The sequence below is a fragment of the Peribacillus sp. FSL H8-0477 genome, assembly GCF_038002765.1.
In the GTDB taxonomy this organism is placed as follows: Bacteria; Bacillota; Bacilli; order Bacillales; family DSM-1321; genus Peribacillus.
Map to the genome: position 1 here is coordinate 2,088,459 of NZ_JBBODE010000001.1, position 17,718 is coordinate 2,106,176.

Here is a 17,718-nt window from a genome sequence, read left to right on the forward strand (position 1 = left end):
GCGAAGGTTCACATGGAACGATCTTCGCCATTTTTGAACATCTAAACTTTCTATTATGAACCTAAAACGATAAACGCAATAACTACACCGATGATAGGCATAGCCTCAACAAGACCTACACCGATAAACATAGTAGTTTGAAGAATACCACGTGCTTCTGGTTGACGTGCGATACCCTCTACTGTTCTTGAAACGATAAGACCGTTACCAATACCTGCACCTAGTGCTGATAAACCAATTGCAATTGCTGCTGCAAGAAGACCTACTGAACCTGTCATTATAAAATATCCTCCTTAAAAATGTATAAGTTTTTTTTATTATTTAGTTCATAATGAACTTATAATTAATGGTCTGAACTGACTTTGTGAGACAGATAAACCATTGTTAACGTAACGAAAATAAATGATTGGATAGCACCAACGAAGATACTATAACCCATCCAAACTACAGTTGGGACTATGGCGCCAATTAATCCAAATGCGCCAGTCATTGCAAGCGATCCCGCTAACAGACCAAGCAATACTTCACCAGCATAAATGTTACCATACAGACGCAGACCCAGTGTCAGAGTATTGGAAAACTCCTCTATCAATGTCATTGGATTTTTGTATGATTTCATATACCCCTTGAAGCCTTTCATTTGAATCCCGTAATAATGTGTTAAACCTAGGATCATTACTGCAAGCGTCATCGCTACTACTGGATCAGCTGTAGGTGATTTCCACCATAGTTCATGATCAATTGTAATTGCGAATGGGATACCTAACATATTCGAGATAAATATGTACATGATCAGCGTCATACCAAGTAATTGGAAGCGGCCGCCTGTTTTCCAGTCCATTGAGCTGTTAATCATGTTCTTAACGAAATCCATGACCCATTCCATAAAGTTTTGCATCCCGCTTGGTTTCATTGCTAAATTACGCGAACCAAGGACAGCAATAATGAATACGATCAGACTTGCTATGGTTATCATCAGAACATTACTCAAGTTAAAATATAAACCCATAAACTCTCTTATAGGCGCTTCATGATTCAACTATATTCACCTCTCTTCCCCTGCGATCAACGTTTTAAGTGGATGAAAAAATCTATAATAATGACAAAATAAGCTGTCATTAATCCCAATACGACACTAATCATATGGAAATGCTCTGAAAACTCCAGCGCAATAATAACGGCTAAACCTGCTGACGCAAACCTAGTCATCGTTCCAAGTGATTTAATTTTGGTACCTTCATCAAGTGCTTGACTGAACTTCTTCATTTTTTGATTTATCAGCCATAAGTTATACAAACTTAAGCTAGTCCCAAGTAAAAGCCCTGCAAATACAGCTTGGTAACTTGTAAATCCCCAGCCCAATACAAAAATCGCCAAGAGATAAATCATATATTTACTCTGCCTTTTGAATACAAGTGTAACTTCTGGCATGGTGTTTTTAATCTCCTGAAAATGATTTTTTGCTGAGTGGAGCATTGCATTCCTGCAAGTCCTAATTGAAGGCCGGTTATTCATACGGCAACTCGGTATCAAGCGTTGATCCGACTAATTGAGAAAGGATCGCTGACAAAGCCCTCTCTGAAACGGGCTGCGATAACGGGTATATGACTGTATCGCCGCGATTGAGTGTGGAAGACAACCACGTTGTCCAATTTGCATAGTGGGTTTTTAAATGTATAAAAGAGTCTGAAAACCCTCTCATTCGACATCCTTTGTTAGCATACAATAGCCTACAATTAATGTCAATGCGTCGTTCGTGAAAAAACAAGCTACTTATACATCGTTCTTTAATTGTTCACAATTTGGTTGCTATTTTCTATTGACATGCAAGTAAAATGGTGTTTTTCCCTTAATTTATGACGATTTGAGTTTCAATTTGATCTTCTTGTCCAGCTCTTCTTGCAAAGATAATTGCACGGTAAGTTCCCGGCGGCGGCAGATCTGATTTTTTGATTTCTTTCTTAATCATCCCCTGCGGGACCTGCTCTGCACGGTCAATAAGACCCATATAACGAAAACTATCCGCTTCATATAAAGCAATTCCAAAATCGTCTGCACCTCTTGGAAGGTACACTTCATAATGGTACATATCTTTTGTCTCTGCAGGACCGAATTCAAACCCCATAACTCTTGGGTAATTGGGTTCTTCCTTTACATACAAAAAAGGTAGACTGATTCGTTTTCCTGCTTCTAATAACGTTAAGTACCCATCATAGATTCCTGTTTTTAGCTGCGAAGGATTGACCTGAAGACCTAAGACTATTTCCTTCTTCCCCCCTGGCTTGATTTTAAAAGAAGCTGGCAAATCCCATATGAGTCCATTTTCCTTTGGCGGCACAACAAACGAGTACTTCCTTACTTTATCACTCGTGTTTTCGACAACGAATTTCTGTTCGTGTTCGTCAATGCCCTCCTTCTTCGTAAACAAACCGAACGCCATTGAACTTGGTTCAAGCAGCGTGTCAGCTTCTAACGCCTCCCTAATCTGTAGGCGGCCTGCTCCCTGTTCAAAGGTTCGATAAAGCAAACCCTTTTCGTTTTTTAAGGGTTTCGAGGTACTCATCAGTGCTGACTTAATTTGCTTTGGTGTCCAATCAGGATGTATTTGCAGCAGCAGCGCACATGCACCAGCAACATGCGGGGCAGCCATACTTGTTCCCTGAAGACTGAGGTATCCAGAGGGAACGGTACTATCGATACCGACTCCAGGCGCAAGAATATCCGGCTTGATTCCCCAAGTCACTGTGACAGGACCTCTTGAGCTAAATTCCGCCAACAAATCCTGCTCCATCCTATAGGTAAAGTTCGCCATGGTGCCCCTTCCTTTTCCCGCAGCCTTTATCAATGATTCTCCCTTTTTCTTTGAAATCGAAACGACTGGAATCTTTACACCTTCTTCAATTAATCCCATGAAGTTACCTTTTGTATTGTTATAGATAATGACACCGATAGCGCCCGCTTTCTCGGCATTTTTCGCTTTTTCAGAAAAGGTTGTTGTCCCGCGTTCGACCAATGCAATCTTCCCTTTCACCTTCTTTAGTTCCTTCGGCTTCCCAGTTCCACCATCTATAATCTCCTGACTATAAGATAACTCCCAAGGCTTAGAACCTTGAAATACAAGTAAGGGTGATTTATCTTTACTCTCCCCCAGACCCCAAGCAGCATAAGCAACCTTTAACGGAGGGGTAGATGCTCCGACCGAAATTGCTTTCTCTGCTGTTCCAGGTGAACCGACCGTCCATACATTAGGGCCAGAGTTTCCATTTGAGGTAACCGCTACGATTCCTTTATCTACAGCTTTGTTCAGAGCCAACGATATGGGCAGATCAGGGCCATTGATATTATTGCCTAACGATAGATTGAGAACATCGACGTCATCCTCGATAGCTGCATCAATGGCTGCCAAGACCTGTTCTGTATCGCCCGCCCCACCAGGACCCAGCGCTCGATATGCATAAATTTCCGCTTGTGGAGCAACTCCCTTCATTTTTCCATTAGCTGCAATAATACCCGCGACATGTGTCCCATGAAGTGTCGCCTGATCTGCCGGCTCCTTCGTTTCCATCGGATCATTATCACCATCAACCAAATCCTTCCCGCCTTTGTAAGACTGGGCTAAATCTGGATGGGTATAGTCAATCCCTGTATCAATAATCCCAACCTTTACACCTTTACCAGTTACTCGCTGATGGTTCTTATCAAAAAAAGTTCGCGCCTCATCACTGCCAATGAATCGAATGCTTTCATTAAGCTGCGCTCGGTACACTGTCACTTCCTCAACCAAATAGATTCCCTTTTCCTTTTTCAGTTTTATAAGATCCCCTGCCCTGCCCGAAACAGAAAAACCCGTTAACGCATGTCTATATACATTTCTCAACTTTAGAGATGGATAATCAGCTAGAAATTGATTCACTTGTTTTCTAGAAACAGGATGACTCGTCATCACAATCGCCTTCGTCTGTTTCTGGAGAAGAGGCAGCTCCTCTTCTGCCGACACAATCGGTTGTGTCAAAATGAATCCTACAAGGATTAAAGACAAAACCTTCTTCAACATACAACACCCCATTTTTTAGTTAGGGTTTCACAGATAGAGAAGCCTATTCATATCTAAACTAAATTATCTAAGATATTTGGTGCACTCCACGACATTCGTTCTGTGCGGAGCGGCCTAAGTTTTGTGCGCCTGGGGCTTATTTATGTGCGGAAACGAGTTAAACGGTGCGCTTCAGCCTCTTTTGTGTGCGGAAGGCTTTTTGTGTCCTGCAGGGGGTTGTTGAAAATGTGTCGCTCAGCTTGGATCTTGGTGAATTTTCAAACTTTTTTATAGACAGTTACACTTTTTCAAAAATAAAACCGGTTTTGACCTATGCAGCTGAGGGAATTCAGGTTCCTTTCAAGTCGTTCTGTGCGGAGCGGCCTAAGCTTTGTGCGCTTGGGGCTTATTTATGTGCGGAAACGAGTTAAACGGTGCGCTTCAGCCTCTTTTGTGTGCGGAAGGCTTTTTGTGTCCTGCAGGGGGTTGTTGAAAATGTGTCGCTCAGCTTGGATCTTGGTGAATTTTCAAACTTTTTTATAGACAGTTACACTTTTTCAAAAATAAAACCGGTTTTGACCTATGCAGCTGAGGGAATTCGGGTTCCTTTCCAGTCCTTCTGTGCGGAACAGCGGAAATATGGTGCGGAGCGGCCTAAGCTTTGTGCGCTTGGGGTTTATTTATGTGCGGAAACGAGTTAAACGGTGCGCTTCAGCCTCTTTTGTGTGCGGAAGGCTTTTTGTGTCCTGCAGGGGGTTGTTAAAAATGTGTCGCTCAGCTTGGATCCTTTGGTGGACTTCCAACCTTTTTTATAGATAGTTACACTATTTGAAAAGTAAAACTGCTTTTGACCTATGTTGCTGAGGGAATTCGGGTTCCTCCACAGTCCTTTCTGTGCAAATCAGAGCGATTTCTGTGCAAAGCACTCCATTTTATGTGCAATTGGAACTGATTTCTGTGCAAAGTCCCGAAAAAAACGGTGCACTTTATCCTCATTTGTGTGCAAATGACTTTTTTCGTCTTGGAGGGGTTGTTGAAAATCTGACGTGGTTTATAGAGGGTTCCTCTCCAGTCGTTCTGTGTGAAAGAAAGCCTGGATAAAATAGAAAAAAGACTGCCGAGAGGTTTCTCGACAGCCTTATGAAAAAGTCAGCGTGACTTTTCCTTTTTTCCTTCCACCCGAAACGGTTCGGGAGGTGTATCGGTTTGTTTGAAGTAATAGCGGATGGCTTCTGCAATTCTGACAGAAGCATTTCCATCTCCATATGGATTAGAAGCATGGGCCATGCTTTGATATACTTGCTGGTCGGTCAAGAGTTCCATTGCTAAATTGAAAATGGTTTCTTCATCCGTGCCGGCAAGTTTCAAAGTTCCCGCCGATATTCCTTCTGGTCGTTCAGTGGTATCTCGTAAAACGAGAACGGGAACGCCAAGAGTCGGTGCTTCTTCCTGTATGCCGCCTGAATCCGTCATAATTAGATGTGCTCTTGCAGCGAAATTGTGGAAGTCAAGAACATCAAGTGGTTCGATTAGATGTATTCGCGGATCATTCCCAAGAATTTCATCTGCAAGTTCACGGACAGCTGGATTCAAATGAACGGGATAGATGACTTGTATATCGTCCTGTTCAGCCAAAATGCGTTTCACTGCTTTAAAAATATTCCGCATCGGCTGTCCTAGATTTTCTCGGCGGTGAGCCGTCATTAAAATTAAACGGTCACTGCCAATCTGGTCTAGAATCGGATGTGAGTAGCTTTCGGAAACGGTTGTTTTCAACGCATCTGTAGCGGTATTACCGGTCACAAATATGTTATCTGTTTTATTTTCGAGCTTCAGGTTTTCTACGGCAAGATCCGTAGGTGCAAAATGCAGATCAGCGATGATCCCCGTCAGCTGCCTGTTTACTTCCTCTGGATAGGGAGAGAATTTATTCCACGTCCGCAGACCTGCCTCAACATGACCGACGCTGATTCGATTATAAAAAGCCGCAAGACTCGCAACAAATGTCGTTGTTGTATCCCCATGCACGAGCACGATATCAGGCTTCGCTTCTTTCATTACTTTGTCCAAGCCGCTAAGTCCTCGTGTTGTGATATCAGCAAGCGTTTGGCGATCCTTCATAATATTAAGATCATAGTCAGGCTTAATCGAAAATAAGTTCAACACCTGATCTAGCATTTGCCGGTGTTGAGCGGTAACTGCCACGATGGGGGTGAAATAATCTGGATGTTTTTGGAATTCAAGCACTAAGGGAGCCATTTTTACAGCTTCCGGTCTTGTCCCAAAAATCGTCATAACCTTAATTGGTTTGATCATTTTTTCACCTCCGCACTTATTTTGTTCCGAATAGACGGTCTCCAGCATCCCCAAGACCTGGAACAATATAACCATGGTCGTCTAGCTTTTCATCAAGAGCCGCAATGAAAATATCCACATCAGGGTGAGCCGCTTGAAGTGCTTCTACTCCTTCTGGAGCTGCAATTAGGCACATGAATTTAATATTAACCGCGCCGCGCTTCTTGATGGAATCAATGGCTTCAATAGCCGATCCGCCTGTAGCAAGCATTGGATCAACCACGATGCACTCACGTTCAGCCAAATCACTTGGAAGCTTCACATAATATTCAACAGGTTTAAGCGTTTGTGGATCACGGTAAAGACCGACGTGACCGACCTTCGCAGCTGGAATCAGCTTTAAGATTCCATCAACCATTCCAATACCTGCGCGCAGAATTGGAATAATGCCTAATTTTTTACCTGATAAAACATTGAATGTCGCTTTACATACTGGTGTTTCGATTTCTACTTCCTCAAGAGGAAGATCTCTAGTAATTTCAAAAGCCATCAAAGTTGCAACTTCGTCAACAAGTTCACGGAATTCTTTCGTACCTGTTTTCACGTCACGTATGTATGCGATTTTATGTTGAATTAGCGGATGATCAAAAACAAATACTTTTGCCATAATAAGTCGCTCCTATTCTTTGTGTGGAATTTTCCTTATTTCCTCGGTCATTTCAGACCAGACATCTTGACACTTCTACCCATTCTACAGAAAAAGCAGGAAGACTTCAATAAATTATAAGAAGTCAGACCTTGGTTGGGAAAATAGAGAAAAAGCCGCCCTAAAAGTCAGGCGGCTTCGTTTCTTAATACTCTGCGTATAATTGATATTTACTCGAAAGAGCTTCCACTCGTTTAGATGCTTCTTCAAGTTTTTCTTCATTTTCAACATTTTTCAAAACAAGGCTAATAATAGAAGCAATTTCATCCATATCTTCTAAACTAAAGCCTCGTGAAGTAACAGCCGCTGTACCAATTCGAATACCGCTTGTCACAAATGGTGTTTCCGGATCAAACGGAATTGCATTTTTATTAACTGTAATACCAATATCATCTAAAGCCCGCTCAGCTACTTTTCCTGTAAGATTCACAGAGCGTGTATCTAATAGTAGTAAATGATTATCTGTACCATCAGAAACTAGCTTTAATCCTTCATTTTTCAAGGATTCACCAAGACGCTTGGCATTATCAATAATTTTTTGAGCATACTCATTAAAATCTTCTTCTAGTGCTTCGCCAAACGCAACCGCTTTTGCCGCAATAACGTGCATCAACGGACCACCTTGGATACCTGGGAAGATTGATTTATCAATTTTCTTAGCAAATTCTTCTTTACACAGAATCATACCGCCGCGAGGACCGCGAAGTGTTTTATGTGTAGTAGTTGTAACAAAGTCTGCATATGGAACGGGACTCTGATGAAGACCTGCTGCAACTAAACCAGCAATGTGCGCCATATCGACCATTAGGTAGGCACCCACTTCATCAGCAATTTCTCTGAATCGTTTAAAATCAATTTCGCGCGGATAGGCACTTGCACCCGCAACAATTAATTTAGGCTTGTGTTGACGTGCTTTTTCAAAGACGTCGTTATAATCAATACGATGGTTTTCAGGATCAACGCCATACTCAACAAAGTTATATTGCACACCGCTGAAGTTTACCGGGCTGCCATGTGTTAAGTGTCCGCCATGTGATAAATTCATACCAAGCACTGTATCTCCCGCTTCAAGCACTGTAAAATAGACCGCCATATTCGCTTGAGCACCCGAATGCGGCTGAACGTTTACATGCTCAGCTCCGAAGATTTTTTTCGCTCTGTCTCGTGCTAGATCTTCAACGATATCAACGTATTCACATCCGCCATAATAGCGTTTACCAGGATATCCTTCTGCGTATTTATTTGTCAAAACAGATCCTTGAGCTTCCATTACTGCTTCACTCACAAAGTTTTCAGAGGCAATTAGTTCAATCTTGCTTCTCTGACGTCCTAATTCCTGCTGGATTGCTTTGTACACTTGTTCATCTTGCTTCGCTAAACGGTTCATTCGGATATCCTCCTTGTGATTGACTGTACAAACGCCTTTGACACGTAAATACGAACGACGTACTTAGCCGTCCTCTTAAATTTCCTCTTTCATTTTACCATGTTGGACTAAAGAGTGGTAGTCTGGAATATTATTATTATTTCGAACATTTATCTAAATAAAATCAATAACATTCGGATTGAATGGGTATTTTCATATTTTTTTACTAAATTCTGTATTAAATACACAATTTCGCTCATTGTCAAACAACTGCAAAAATTTACCGACCAATAAGGAAACCCGGTTTCCAAATAGGAACCGGGTTGCTTTTACGTACAATGTTTATTCTCTTCAAGATCTTTATAAACTGCGCGCTCTCCGCCAATCAATTTAGGACGGGTCTTTGCCATCGTGACATGAGCCGAACCGATCTCCTTAATAGAGACTCTGATTGGAACGGCAACCTGTTTCAGATGCATTCCAATAAAGGTGTCGCCAATATCAATTCCTGCATCAGCTTGTATCTGTTCGACTACAACTGGATCGTTAAACCGTCGGTATGCGTATGCTGCCATGGCCCCTCCTGCTGTTCGGACTGGGATGACTGACACGATACCGTAGTTTTTTCGTTCAGCCGTTTCACGTTCTACTACAATTGCCCGGTTTAAATGTTCACAGCATTGAAACGCGAGGTCGATTTTTGTCTTACTCTGCAGATCGGACAGTTCATCAAAAATAATTCCAGCTACTTTATCCGTCCCCGCGCTGCCGATTTGTTCACCAATCACTTCACTTGTACTGCAGCCAATAATCAGCAGCTGTTTTTCTCTAAGCTGGGCTTCATTTTGGAATTCCTGTACTAAAGTGTTCAAGTGATTTTTCCATATTGTAAGTTCCGTTTTTAAAGAAGTTTCTATTGTCATAAAAGACAGCAACCCTTCCTATTACAGATCCTAGTTATTTTGTTCTTCGTATTCTGTGATTTTGCCGATTCGATTGGCGTGACGTCCACCTTCAAAATCAGATGTCAGCCAAGCTTTTGCAATCTCTCTTGCTAAACCAGGTCCAATAACACGCTCACCCATTGCTAAAACATTACTATCATTATGTTCACGAGTTACTTTAGCTGTAAATACATCATGAACCAGTGCACATCGGATGCCTTTAACCTTGTTAGCGGATATACTCATACCAATGCCGGTGCCGCAAATTAAGATCCCGCGGTCAAACTCACCTGAAGCTACTTTTTTCGCTACAGGAAGGGCATAGTCTGGATAATCGACTGATGTCGAGCAATTACAGCCAAAGTCCTCATAGCTGATCTCAAGCTCATCGAGTAAATTCTTTATTTCTTCACGGAGTTGATTCCCTCCGTGATCAGAAGCAATTGCCACTTTCATGATAAATTTCCTCCTCATAATAGCTATAATCGTATCTTTATTGTGTCACAAAAAACAGCAAAGATAAAGCCGTCTGAGCAGATTGATTCTTGAATTCAGTCTGGTAAGATTCTACAGGTATTCCCAACATAATTTTACACCTGAAAACGCACGATCGTTTGCTTTAACTTGTCCGCTTGTCCTTTTAATTCATGGACTAGTTGATCGACTTGTTCAATAACCTGTGTCTGTTCCTGAGTGGCGGACGTGACTTCTTCAGCCCCTGCTGAAGTCTCTTCAGCAATCGCTGCAACTTCCTGTGACTGATGAGACGTTTCATGAATGCTATCCATCTGACGGCTGACAAGTTGAGTGATCTCCCGAACATCATTAACCACATGATGAACCGCTATTGTCACTTCCTCTATGGCTGCATTTGTTTCTGCACCTTTTTTCGCTTCTTGATTAGCTGAAGTCACTTGGTCGCTGATTTGTTGAACCATTCCCTGTACATCTGATTGTATGGTCTGAATCAAATCGGATATTCCCTTCACAGCATTCGCACTTTCATCAGCAAGCTTTCGCACCTCTTCTGCGACAACCGCAAAGCCCTTACCATGTTCACCAGCTCGAGCCGCTTCAATTGATGCATTTAAGGCTAGTAAGTTGGTTTGTCCAGCAATATCTCCAACCAGCTGAATAATCCGCTCTACCTTCTTTGCATTTTCCTCCAGGCTTTTCACCGCTTGCAGCGACTCACGATTTTCTTCTGCCAACAGTTGAATCCCCGAAACCAGCGAATTTATTACATCTTTACTTTTCTCCAGTTCTGAAACCATTACATGGGAAGTCTCAGCGGAGCTATTTGCTTTTCTCTGCACTTCTTGGGCAATCCGTATAACATCCTCGACCGATTCAGCTGTATTCTGAATGGATACTGCCGAACTATCTGCACCTTGAGATATTTCCTCAATCGTACGGTAGATCGTTTCTGCCTGTTCAGCAGCATGAGACGACTTACTTGAAATGTGAATTACTTTTTCATTGGTTTCTGTAAAGTTCTCATCAATGGTGTTGACCATTTCCCGTAAGTTCGCCAGCATTAAATTGAATGCCTTGCCAAGAGCGCGAATTTCATCGTCAGTTTTTGAAACGTCTACATCTTCCCTAATATCCCCGACGGCTGCCTTTAACGCGACCTTTTCAAGTCTTCGAAGCGGATTAATAATCAATCCAGCCGCAAAAAAGGCCAGGACGCTCGACCAAATGATACCAAGCAATAACGTACCAAAAGCAAACGCCGTCTCATTCCATTCACTAAAAAACAGTGGATATACCAAATAGATACATAGAGCACTTGTTGTATACGTAATTAATGCTAAAGCAGTTATAAACAGCACAAGTTTCTTTCGCAGCCCAAATTTATAGTGTGTCTTTTTTTCTCCCAATTTCTAATCCCCCTGTTACTTTCCTATTCTCTCAACTTTCTTATCAGCCCATCAATCAACCCGTCTAGTTCATGGAAGGTTTGTTTATATCGTTCAACTGAGCCTCCAAATGGATCGATCACATCTCGGTTAACCTGATCACTTGTTACAAATTCTTTTAAGGTGAAGGTCTTATCCATAGCACGCGGATATGCGTTCATGATCAGTACTTTATGACTTTCTGTCATCGTCAAAATATGTGTTGCCCACTCAATTTCAGTGTCGGTTAGAAGCTGCGATGAGTGCACATGCTCAAGACTATTCTGCTTCATAACCTTTTTAGCATGACTAGACGCATCCTGACCCGTATCAGCATACACACCAGCGGACTTTACTTCGATTTCTGGAAGTTGTTTATGTTTTAAAATCGCTTCGGCCATAGGGCTTCGACACGTATTCCCAGTGCAGACAAATAGGACTCTATACATTCTAAAACCCTCCTTTCTACGACTTTATACTAGTTTTATCTCCTATTCACTTACTATACATATCGACCATAAAAGAGAAAAATCAAACGCTTTCTTACATTTAATACAAAATTATATTTGAGACAGAATAAAAAGTAAGGGGGAAGCACAAAAAAACAAGCAAAACCCATGCTTGTTTTTTTTGTGTATGATCATTATATATTCTTAGAAATCAAACTGGCTATAGCTAGCTATATGGAAAAAAGAAGTTTAAGACCAAAAGCAAATAGAACGCTTCCGCCAAGTAATTCGCTATACACACCTAAATACCCTTGAACCTTTCTGCCAATCAGCAAACCCAGCCAGGTTAAAATCGTTGCAGCTATCCCAAAGCACATAACGGTCACAATTGTCCGGGCACCATAAATCCCAAGGGAAAGTCCGACCGAAAAGCTATCGAGACTGACGCTCAGCGCAAATAGAAGCAGGCCTGGTCCTATAGGAGCAAGTAATGGACCATCCCCTTCTCTCAAAGCCGAAATAAACATTTGAATACCTAGAAAAAGGAGTAAAAATCCACCGGCATAATTAGCAAAGACACCGAATTGACCTGAAATAAACCGGCCGGCAGCCATCCCGGCAATCGGCATTAATATATGAAAAAATCCGACTGTCAGGCCAATAAAAAATATCTGACGCATCCGGAGCTTGAACATTCCCATTCCAAGCCCAATTGAAAAGGCATCCATTCCTAAGGCAAATGCCATGATCAGTAATGTGACAAGTTCTCCAGCGGCTGATTCCAAACAATTCCCCTCCCCGGACATGCATATATCATGTTATGCATGTCCGAAAAAGAATAGAAGAAAAGAAATCTATTCGCTGATGATTTGGTGACCCGCAGCTTTTTCTAAACGATTCATGATTGCTTCACCAATACCGGCATCCGGAAAGCTTTCACTTAAAATTAAATCCACGTCAAGTTCATCAAATGCTCGCAGCGTATCATACAAACCCGCAGCAACTGTTTTTAAGTCCGCCAAGCTTCCCGGACATATTATCCAATCTGCGTCATAGGCTTGTTCGTGCTCTTTTGCTGCTAAGACCGCTACCTTCATACCCGCTGCTCTTTTTTCATTTACCAACTGCTGTAAAAAAGCTTGATCTCCTTTAACAAGCACTAAGGGAGCTTTTGGTGCGTAGTGAGTATATTTCATACCTGGAGATTTCGGTACAGCCGATGTTTGTTTCAAGGCAGCATCTTGAGTAACCGGTCCAATCACGGACTCAATTTCTTCTCTAGTAATGCCCCCGGGACGGAAAATAACGGGCATGCTTTCTGTACAATCAATAACCGTCGACTCAACACCTACTCCAGTTGGTCCACCATCGACAATCCCGGCAATTCTTCCATTTAAATCATCGTGAACATGACCCGCCGTAGTTGGACTTGGTTTCCCCGAGGTATTCGCACTCGGAGCCGCAATCGGCAATCCACTCGCACTGATTAAACTAAGTGCAACCGGGTGGTCAGGCATCCGAACCCCCACTGTATCTAACCCTGCCGTAACCAAATCGGATAAGACGTTTGGCTTTTTTTCAAAAATGATCGTTAACGGCCCCGGCCAGAAGTGGTTCATCAGTTTCTTCGCTTTTTCCGGTATTACCGCTGCAATGTCGTGCAATTGTTCAACGGAAGCAATGTGGACAATCAATGGATTATCACTCGGACGTCCTTTTGCTTTGAATATTTTTTGGACCGCTTCATCGCTCTGAGCATTTGCTCCTAGTCCATAAACGGTCTCTGTTGGGAAAGCAATAACCTCATTTTTTCTTAACTTATCTGCAGGCTGTGCGATTTGTGGATAACTTTTAAGATTATCCACATTCTTATCCACTAACCAGAGTTTTGTTTCCACTATAAACACCTTCACTCTTCTTGTTGGTTTTTTATTCGACAAATTCAGCTATCATCCGTGTTTTTCAAAAATTCTTCTTTGAAAGTATAAAAGAACTAAAAAAAGAAAACAAGTGTTATCCACAAATTGTGGATAACACTTGTTAAACTGTGGATAAATATGTGGATAGAATTACGTTTTTAGAGAATTCTGTGCATAAATTGGCAATTTTCTAGTTTTTTAAGCTTTTCCACATGTGGAGAACTTTTTATTTCTTCTGGAAGCTGTTTGATTTCTGCTTCCGTAAAACCGAAGGACTTAAAAAATTGAATCGATGATATTTTATCCGTTGCCATGTATACGGACTCTAATTTATGCATACTAGCTGATACGAGCAAGTGCTCAATTAAGAACGGGATTTTTTCTTTAGGAAAAGAACTAGCAAAAACGCATGAACGGAGCAACCCGTATTTACCACATGGTATTAGTCCAGCTGCTCCTATTAAACGACCGTTTTGGTTTTTCGCGACTAGATAATAATCATACTGATTAGGCACTTCTTCCACATTCAATTTGGCTGAACCTAGAAACTCAATTAGTTCATCCACGTCTTCTTCACTTGCCTGCAAAAAAACAGCTGACATCCAATCCGCTCCTTTTCTTTCTTACTAGCGTATGAATAGGAGACGAAACTAGAACGATTAAAAGAGATTCGTAAATAATTCTGCAAAGAAAGATTTCACGACAACTGGTGACTCTTCCTCACCAGTATATACATCAACAGCGGCCACATCGTCTGCGTCACTATCTTCTTCAACTATTTCAGGTTCACTCTCTGATTCTTCATCTGCAGCTTGAGTCGTTTCTTCTGTAATCTCAACAGGAGTTTCCTTCGATTCAACTGGAGCCTGCACGGATGTGTCTGTCTCATCAACGAAAGGAGTCTGACTGACAGCTGTTCCATTTGAAAAATCTAAGAAGCAAAGAGGTGGAAACAATACACACCACCAGTTAGCCCCTTCACCGGCACCAAGCGTGATGACAATTGCTTCATAAACACCTGCAGGATACAAATACTGACCATATAGCTTAGTCGGAAAGTCCGCTTTTCCAAATTCAACTGTGACTGACTGACTAAGACCTTCACGTTTGACTACTTCTTCTGCTGTCGCTTGAATCTCAGGAAGATGGCTGGTAATCACCTTTCGTGCTTCATCAATAGAGGTAAGATTTTGTACCCATGCTGTAATATCTTGATTCACTTCATCCCGAATTAACCGTTTTACAGCTTGGTCATCCTGTTCATCACTATTGGCTAATATTCTAAGTCTGATGGCTTCATTAGGTATAGTAACGGCTGCTTGTGCATCGACGCTTTCAACCTTCGGTGTATATAAACTTAAAATTGTTCCACAAGTAAGTAATAATAAGTAAAATAAGGCCAGATATTTTTTGTTCAATTTTCTCTCCCCCTCACAAAAAATAGTCTCGCCATATTCTCTCTATCTTAAACTAGTAAAAAATAAAAAGAGTCGTTCCACGGCTTCGAGAAACCGTACGAATACGGTACTCAAATCATGAAATCGACTCTTTTACTTTTATTCTTTCAGCTCAGCAAACACCATACGATCTTTTCTGTTAATATCGAACTCCACAGAAACCACTGCATCCGGAAAAGCAGACTTCAACATTTCTGCAACAGCTTCTCCCTGACCTGCTCCTACTTCAAAGCCAATCAATCCCGGCCGATTTATGACACTTGGTAACTCTGACATAAACCGACGATAAAAATCAAGACCGTCTATGCCGGCAAACAAGGCCCGATGCGGTTCATGGCCGGTTACTACAACCGACATTGTTTTCTCGTCTTCATCGGGAATATAGGGGGGATTCGAAAGGACAATATCAAAACGGCGGCCCTGACTAATAAACGTTGCTAATAAATCTGCTTCAATAAACTCAACGTCAGCATCAAGTCTCTTTGCATTCTCCCTAGCTACATCAAGTGATGCGGGGGCAATATCCGATGCCGTAACACTAAGTTCCGGTTCCTCGAGCTTCATCGTAATCGCGATGGCACCACTTCCGGTTCCAATGTCCGCTAGGTTTAGATTCTTAAAAGAAAAGATTTTCTTCAGTCTATTTACCGTCTGCTCAATTAATTCTTCCGTTTCTGGCCTCGGAATCAGTACCTCTTCATTTACTAAGAAGGTTCTTCCGTAAAACTCTTCACTGCCAATTAGGTACTGAACTGGAGTCCCCTCACAATGCTCCTCTACCTTTTGTTGAAATTCAAACCATATAGACTCATTTACCTCACTTTGTAACTCTGCAAGCAGCTGTGACCTTCCCATACCGAGTATGTGTCTTAGCAGCAGTTCTCCTGCATTTGCATCCCGCTCATGACTTAGTAAAAAAGAAGAAGCCCACTTCAGGGCTTCATAAACCTTCACGCTGTCTTTATTCTTCTGCATTTTGCAATCTCGCTGATTGGTCTGCCACAATTAATGCATCAATGACCTCATCGATTTTACCTTCCATTATCTGATCAAGCTTTTGGATGGTTAGGCCGATTCTATGATCCGTTACGCGGTTTTGCGGGAAATTGTAAGTACGGATTCGTTCAGAACGGTCGCCTGTTCCTACAGCTTGCTTACGATTCTGGTCATATTCAGCTTGAACTTCACGCTGAATCTTATCGTAAACACGGGCACGCAGTACCTTCATTGCTTTTTCTTTATTTTTAATCTGAGATTTTTCATCTTGGCAGGATACCACTGTCATTGTAGGAAGGTGAGTTAACCGAACCGCTGACATCGTGGTATTAACACTTTGTCCTCCAGGTCCGCTTGACGTAAACGTGTCTGTCCGAATATCTTTCTCATGAATATTCACTTCAACTTCTTCAGCCTCAGGAAGCACAGCTACTGTAGCCGTTGAGGTATGAATTCTTCCACCAGATTCCGTTTCTGGAACACGTTGAACACGGTGAGCACCATTTTCAAATTTAAGCTTTGAAAACGCGCCGTTTCCGTTAACCATAAAGATAATTTCTTTATATCCGCCTAAACCTGTAGGATTGGCATCAATCACTTCTGTTTTCCAGCCCTGCACTTCTGCAAACCGGCTGTACATACGATATAGACTACCAGCAAAAAGGGCAGCCTCGTCACCACCGGCAGCTCCACGAATTTCGACAATAACGTTTTTGTCATCATTCGGATCTTTTGGAATGAGAAGAATCCGCAGCTTTTCTTCCAATACCTTCATATTTTCTTCAAGCTCGTGAACCTCTTCCTTCACCATCTCACGCATGTCAGAATCAAGCTTTTCATCAAGCATCGTTTTCGCTTCTTTAAACTGTTCACGGATAATTTTATATTCTTTATAAGCCATAACCGTGTCTTGAATATTGGATTGTTCCTTAGAATATTCTCTAAGCTTGTTATTATCATTAATAACTGCAGGGTCGCTTAATAATTCATTTAATCTTTCATATCTATCTTCCACTGCCTGTAAACGATCTATCACAATCTTCACCTCATAATTTCCGAGTATCCTTATTCCCACTCGCTGGGACATTATATACTTGATTGGCCGTTTGGCTTTCAATCCATTTCTTTAATTATAGTATAGGTGAATAAACAACGTCAAAGGCAATGAAATATCCATCAGTAAATTTCACCCAAAATATCAATCACATATCAAGCTGTATATTAAAGTTATAACCTGGAATCGTATTTCTTAATAAATTATGGATTCTTATTTTTTCCTTCTTCCATTCTTCTTTTGAATCGATTTTACCGCGGCTGTCCACTTTTACCGTAATCGTCTCTCCATTCACCCAAACTTGCTTTGCTTCGTATGGTGTCGTCATCCTTACCACATATTTAACATTCTCGATATCTTCCCCGGTGTCTTGGGAGACAACAGCGGTACTGCGATTATTATTCATACTTTGATCAACCGTATGATCTGGATATCGATCATTGTATCGCTGAGAAACATGTCTCGGATTATTAGTCATTTGCTCCATCTCATTACTATCCTGTTTGTCTCCCGCGTTATCATTGGAACAGCCAGCAGCCAAAGTGAACATACAGGCTGTTAGCAACCATTTATACTTTTTATTCTTCATGGATGTTTC

General features: G+C 41.7%; 20 protein-coding genes. 2 read left to right on the forward strand and 18 right to left on the reverse strand.

The genetic code is table 11. From position 1 onward, the window contains the following. Nucleotides 1-53 precede the first annotated feature (53 nt). From atpE to MHI18_RS10480, 4 genes are all read right to left on the reverse strand, one after another. Nucleotides 54-278 (reverse strand): F0F1 ATP synthase subunit C, encoded by a 225-nt coding sequence (atpE, locus tag MHI18_RS10465; protein ID WP_040372834.1) that lies wholly within the window; start codon nt 276-278, stop codon nt 54-56. Between the two features lie 65 nt (nt 279-343). Then, nucleotides 344-1,039, reverse strand: a complete 696-nt coding sequence (gene atpB / locus MHI18_RS10470) for a F0F1 ATP synthase subunit A (protein ID WP_340847295.1) — start codon at nt 1,037-1,039, stop codon at nt 344-346. Nucleotides 1,040-1,065: 26 nt separating this feature from the next. Further along, nucleotides 1,066-1,431, reverse strand: a complete 366-nt coding sequence (locus tag MHI18_RS10475) for an ATP synthase subunit I (RefSeq protein WP_340847296.1) — start codon at nt 1,429-1,431, stop codon at nt 1,066-1,068. A 418-nt stretch (nt 1,432-1,849) separates the two neighbouring features. After that, nucleotides 1,850-4,054, reverse strand: a complete 2,205-nt coding sequence (locus MHI18_RS10480) for a S8 family serine peptidase (RefSeq protein WP_340847297.1) — start codon at nt 4,052-4,054, stop codon at nt 1,850-1,852. 185 nt (nt 4,055-4,239) lie between these two features. On the opposite strand from MHI18_RS10480, the gene MHI18_RS10485 reads away from it, so the two are divergent. Then, on the forward strand, nt 4,240-4,464 hold the full coding sequence (locus MHI18_RS10485) for a hypothetical protein (protein WP_340847298.1): 225 nt from the start codon (nt 4,240-4,242) through the stop codon (nt 4,462-4,464). Nucleotides 4,465-4,488: 24 nt separating this feature from the next. Then, nucleotides 4,489-4,734, forward strand: coding sequence for a hypothetical protein (locus MHI18_RS10490; protein ID WP_340847299.1), 246 nt, complete (start codon nt 4,489-4,491; stop codon nt 4,732-4,734). 448 nt (nt 4,735-5,182) lie between these two features. On the opposite strand, the gene wecB is transcribed toward MHI18_RS10490, so the two are convergent. The 14 genes from wecB to MHI18_RS10560 form a co-directional block, all read right to left on the reverse strand. Continuing rightward, nucleotides 5,183-6,349, reverse strand: coding sequence for a non-hydrolyzing UDP-N-acetylglucosamine 2-epimerase (gene wecB / locus MHI18_RS10495; protein ID WP_340847300.1), 1,167 nt, complete (start codon nt 6,347-6,349; stop codon nt 5,183-5,185). A gap of 16 nt (nt 6,350-6,365) precedes the next feature. Then, nucleotides 6,366-6,995 (reverse strand): uracil phosphoribosyltransferase, encoded by a 630-nt coding sequence (gene upp / locus MHI18_RS10500; protein WP_340847301.1) that lies wholly within the window; start codon nt 6,993-6,995, stop codon nt 6,366-6,368. A gap of 184 nt (nt 6,996-7,179) precedes the next feature. Further along, nucleotides 7,180-8,421, reverse strand: coding sequence for a serine hydroxymethyltransferase (glyA, locus tag MHI18_RS10505; RefSeq protein ID WP_340847302.1), 1,242 nt, complete (start codon nt 8,419-8,421; stop codon nt 7,180-7,182). Nucleotides 8,422-8,729: 308 nt separating this feature from the next. Continuing rightward, nucleotides 8,730-9,323, reverse strand: coding sequence for a TIGR01440 family protein (locus MHI18_RS10510; protein ID WP_340847303.1), 594 nt, complete (start codon nt 9,321-9,323; stop codon nt 8,730-8,732). Nucleotides 9,324-9,353: 30 nt separating this feature from the next. Next, nucleotides 9,354-9,800, reverse strand: coding sequence for a ribose 5-phosphate isomerase B (rpiB, locus tag MHI18_RS10515; protein ID WP_340847304.1), 447 nt, complete (start codon nt 9,798-9,800; stop codon nt 9,354-9,356). Nucleotides 9,801-9,934: 134 nt separating this feature from the next. Beyond that, on the reverse strand, nt 9,935-11,227 hold the full coding sequence (locus MHI18_RS10520) for a methyl-accepting chemotaxis protein (RefSeq protein ID WP_340847305.1): 1,293 nt from the start codon (nt 11,225-11,227) through the stop codon (nt 9,935-9,937). 23 nt (nt 11,228-11,250) lie between these two features. Beyond that, a complete protein-coding gene (locus MHI18_RS10525) occupies nt 11,251-11,694 on the reverse strand; it encodes a low molecular weight protein arginine phosphatase (RefSeq protein ID WP_340847306.1) in 444 nt (147 codons plus the stop codon). 230 nt (nt 11,695-11,924) lie between these two features. Next, on the reverse strand, nt 11,925-12,440 hold the full coding sequence (locus tag MHI18_RS10530) for a manganese efflux pump MntP (protein WP_340847643.1): 516 nt from the start codon (nt 12,438-12,440) through the stop codon (nt 11,925-11,927). 108 nt (nt 12,441-12,548) lie between these two features. After that, a complete protein-coding gene (locus tag MHI18_RS10535; protein ID WP_340847645.1) occupies nt 12,549-13,592 on the reverse strand; it encodes an L-threonylcarbamoyladenylate synthase in 1,044 nt (347 codons plus the stop codon). A gap of 179 nt (nt 13,593-13,771) precedes the next feature. After that, the gene (locus MHI18_RS10540; RefSeq protein WP_340847307.1) at nt 13,772-14,215 is read right to left on the reverse strand and encodes a GNAT family N-acetyltransferase; all 444 of its coding nucleotides are present in this window, start codon (nt 14,213-14,215) and stop codon (nt 13,772-13,774) included. Between the two features lie 57 nt (nt 14,216-14,272). Then, nucleotides 14,273-15,031: a stage II sporulation protein R gene (spoIIR, locus tag MHI18_RS10545; RefSeq protein WP_340847308.1), complete on the reverse strand. Its 759-nt coding sequence runs from the start codon at nt 15,029-15,031 to the stop codon at nt 14,273-14,275. 138 nt (nt 15,032-15,169) lie between these two features. Further along, nucleotides 15,170-16,045, reverse strand: a complete 876-nt coding sequence (gene prmC, locus MHI18_RS10550) for a peptide chain release factor N(5)-glutamine methyltransferase (RefSeq protein WP_340847309.1) — start codon at nt 16,043-16,045, stop codon at nt 15,170-15,172. Continuing rightward, the gene (prfA, locus tag MHI18_RS10555; protein WP_340847646.1) at nt 16,032-17,102 is read right to left on the reverse strand and encodes a peptide chain release factor 1; all 1,071 of its coding nucleotides are present in this window, start codon (nt 17,100-17,102) and stop codon (nt 16,032-16,034) included. Before prfA ends, prmC begins: the two co-directional genes overlap by 14 nt. A 166-nt stretch (nt 17,103-17,268) precedes the next feature. Continuing rightward, entirely contained in the window at nt 17,269-17,709 is a 441-nt protein-coding gene (locus tag MHI18_RS10560; protein ID WP_340847310.1) for a hypothetical protein, read from the reverse strand. Nucleotides 17,710-17,718: the final 9 nt, after the last annotated feature.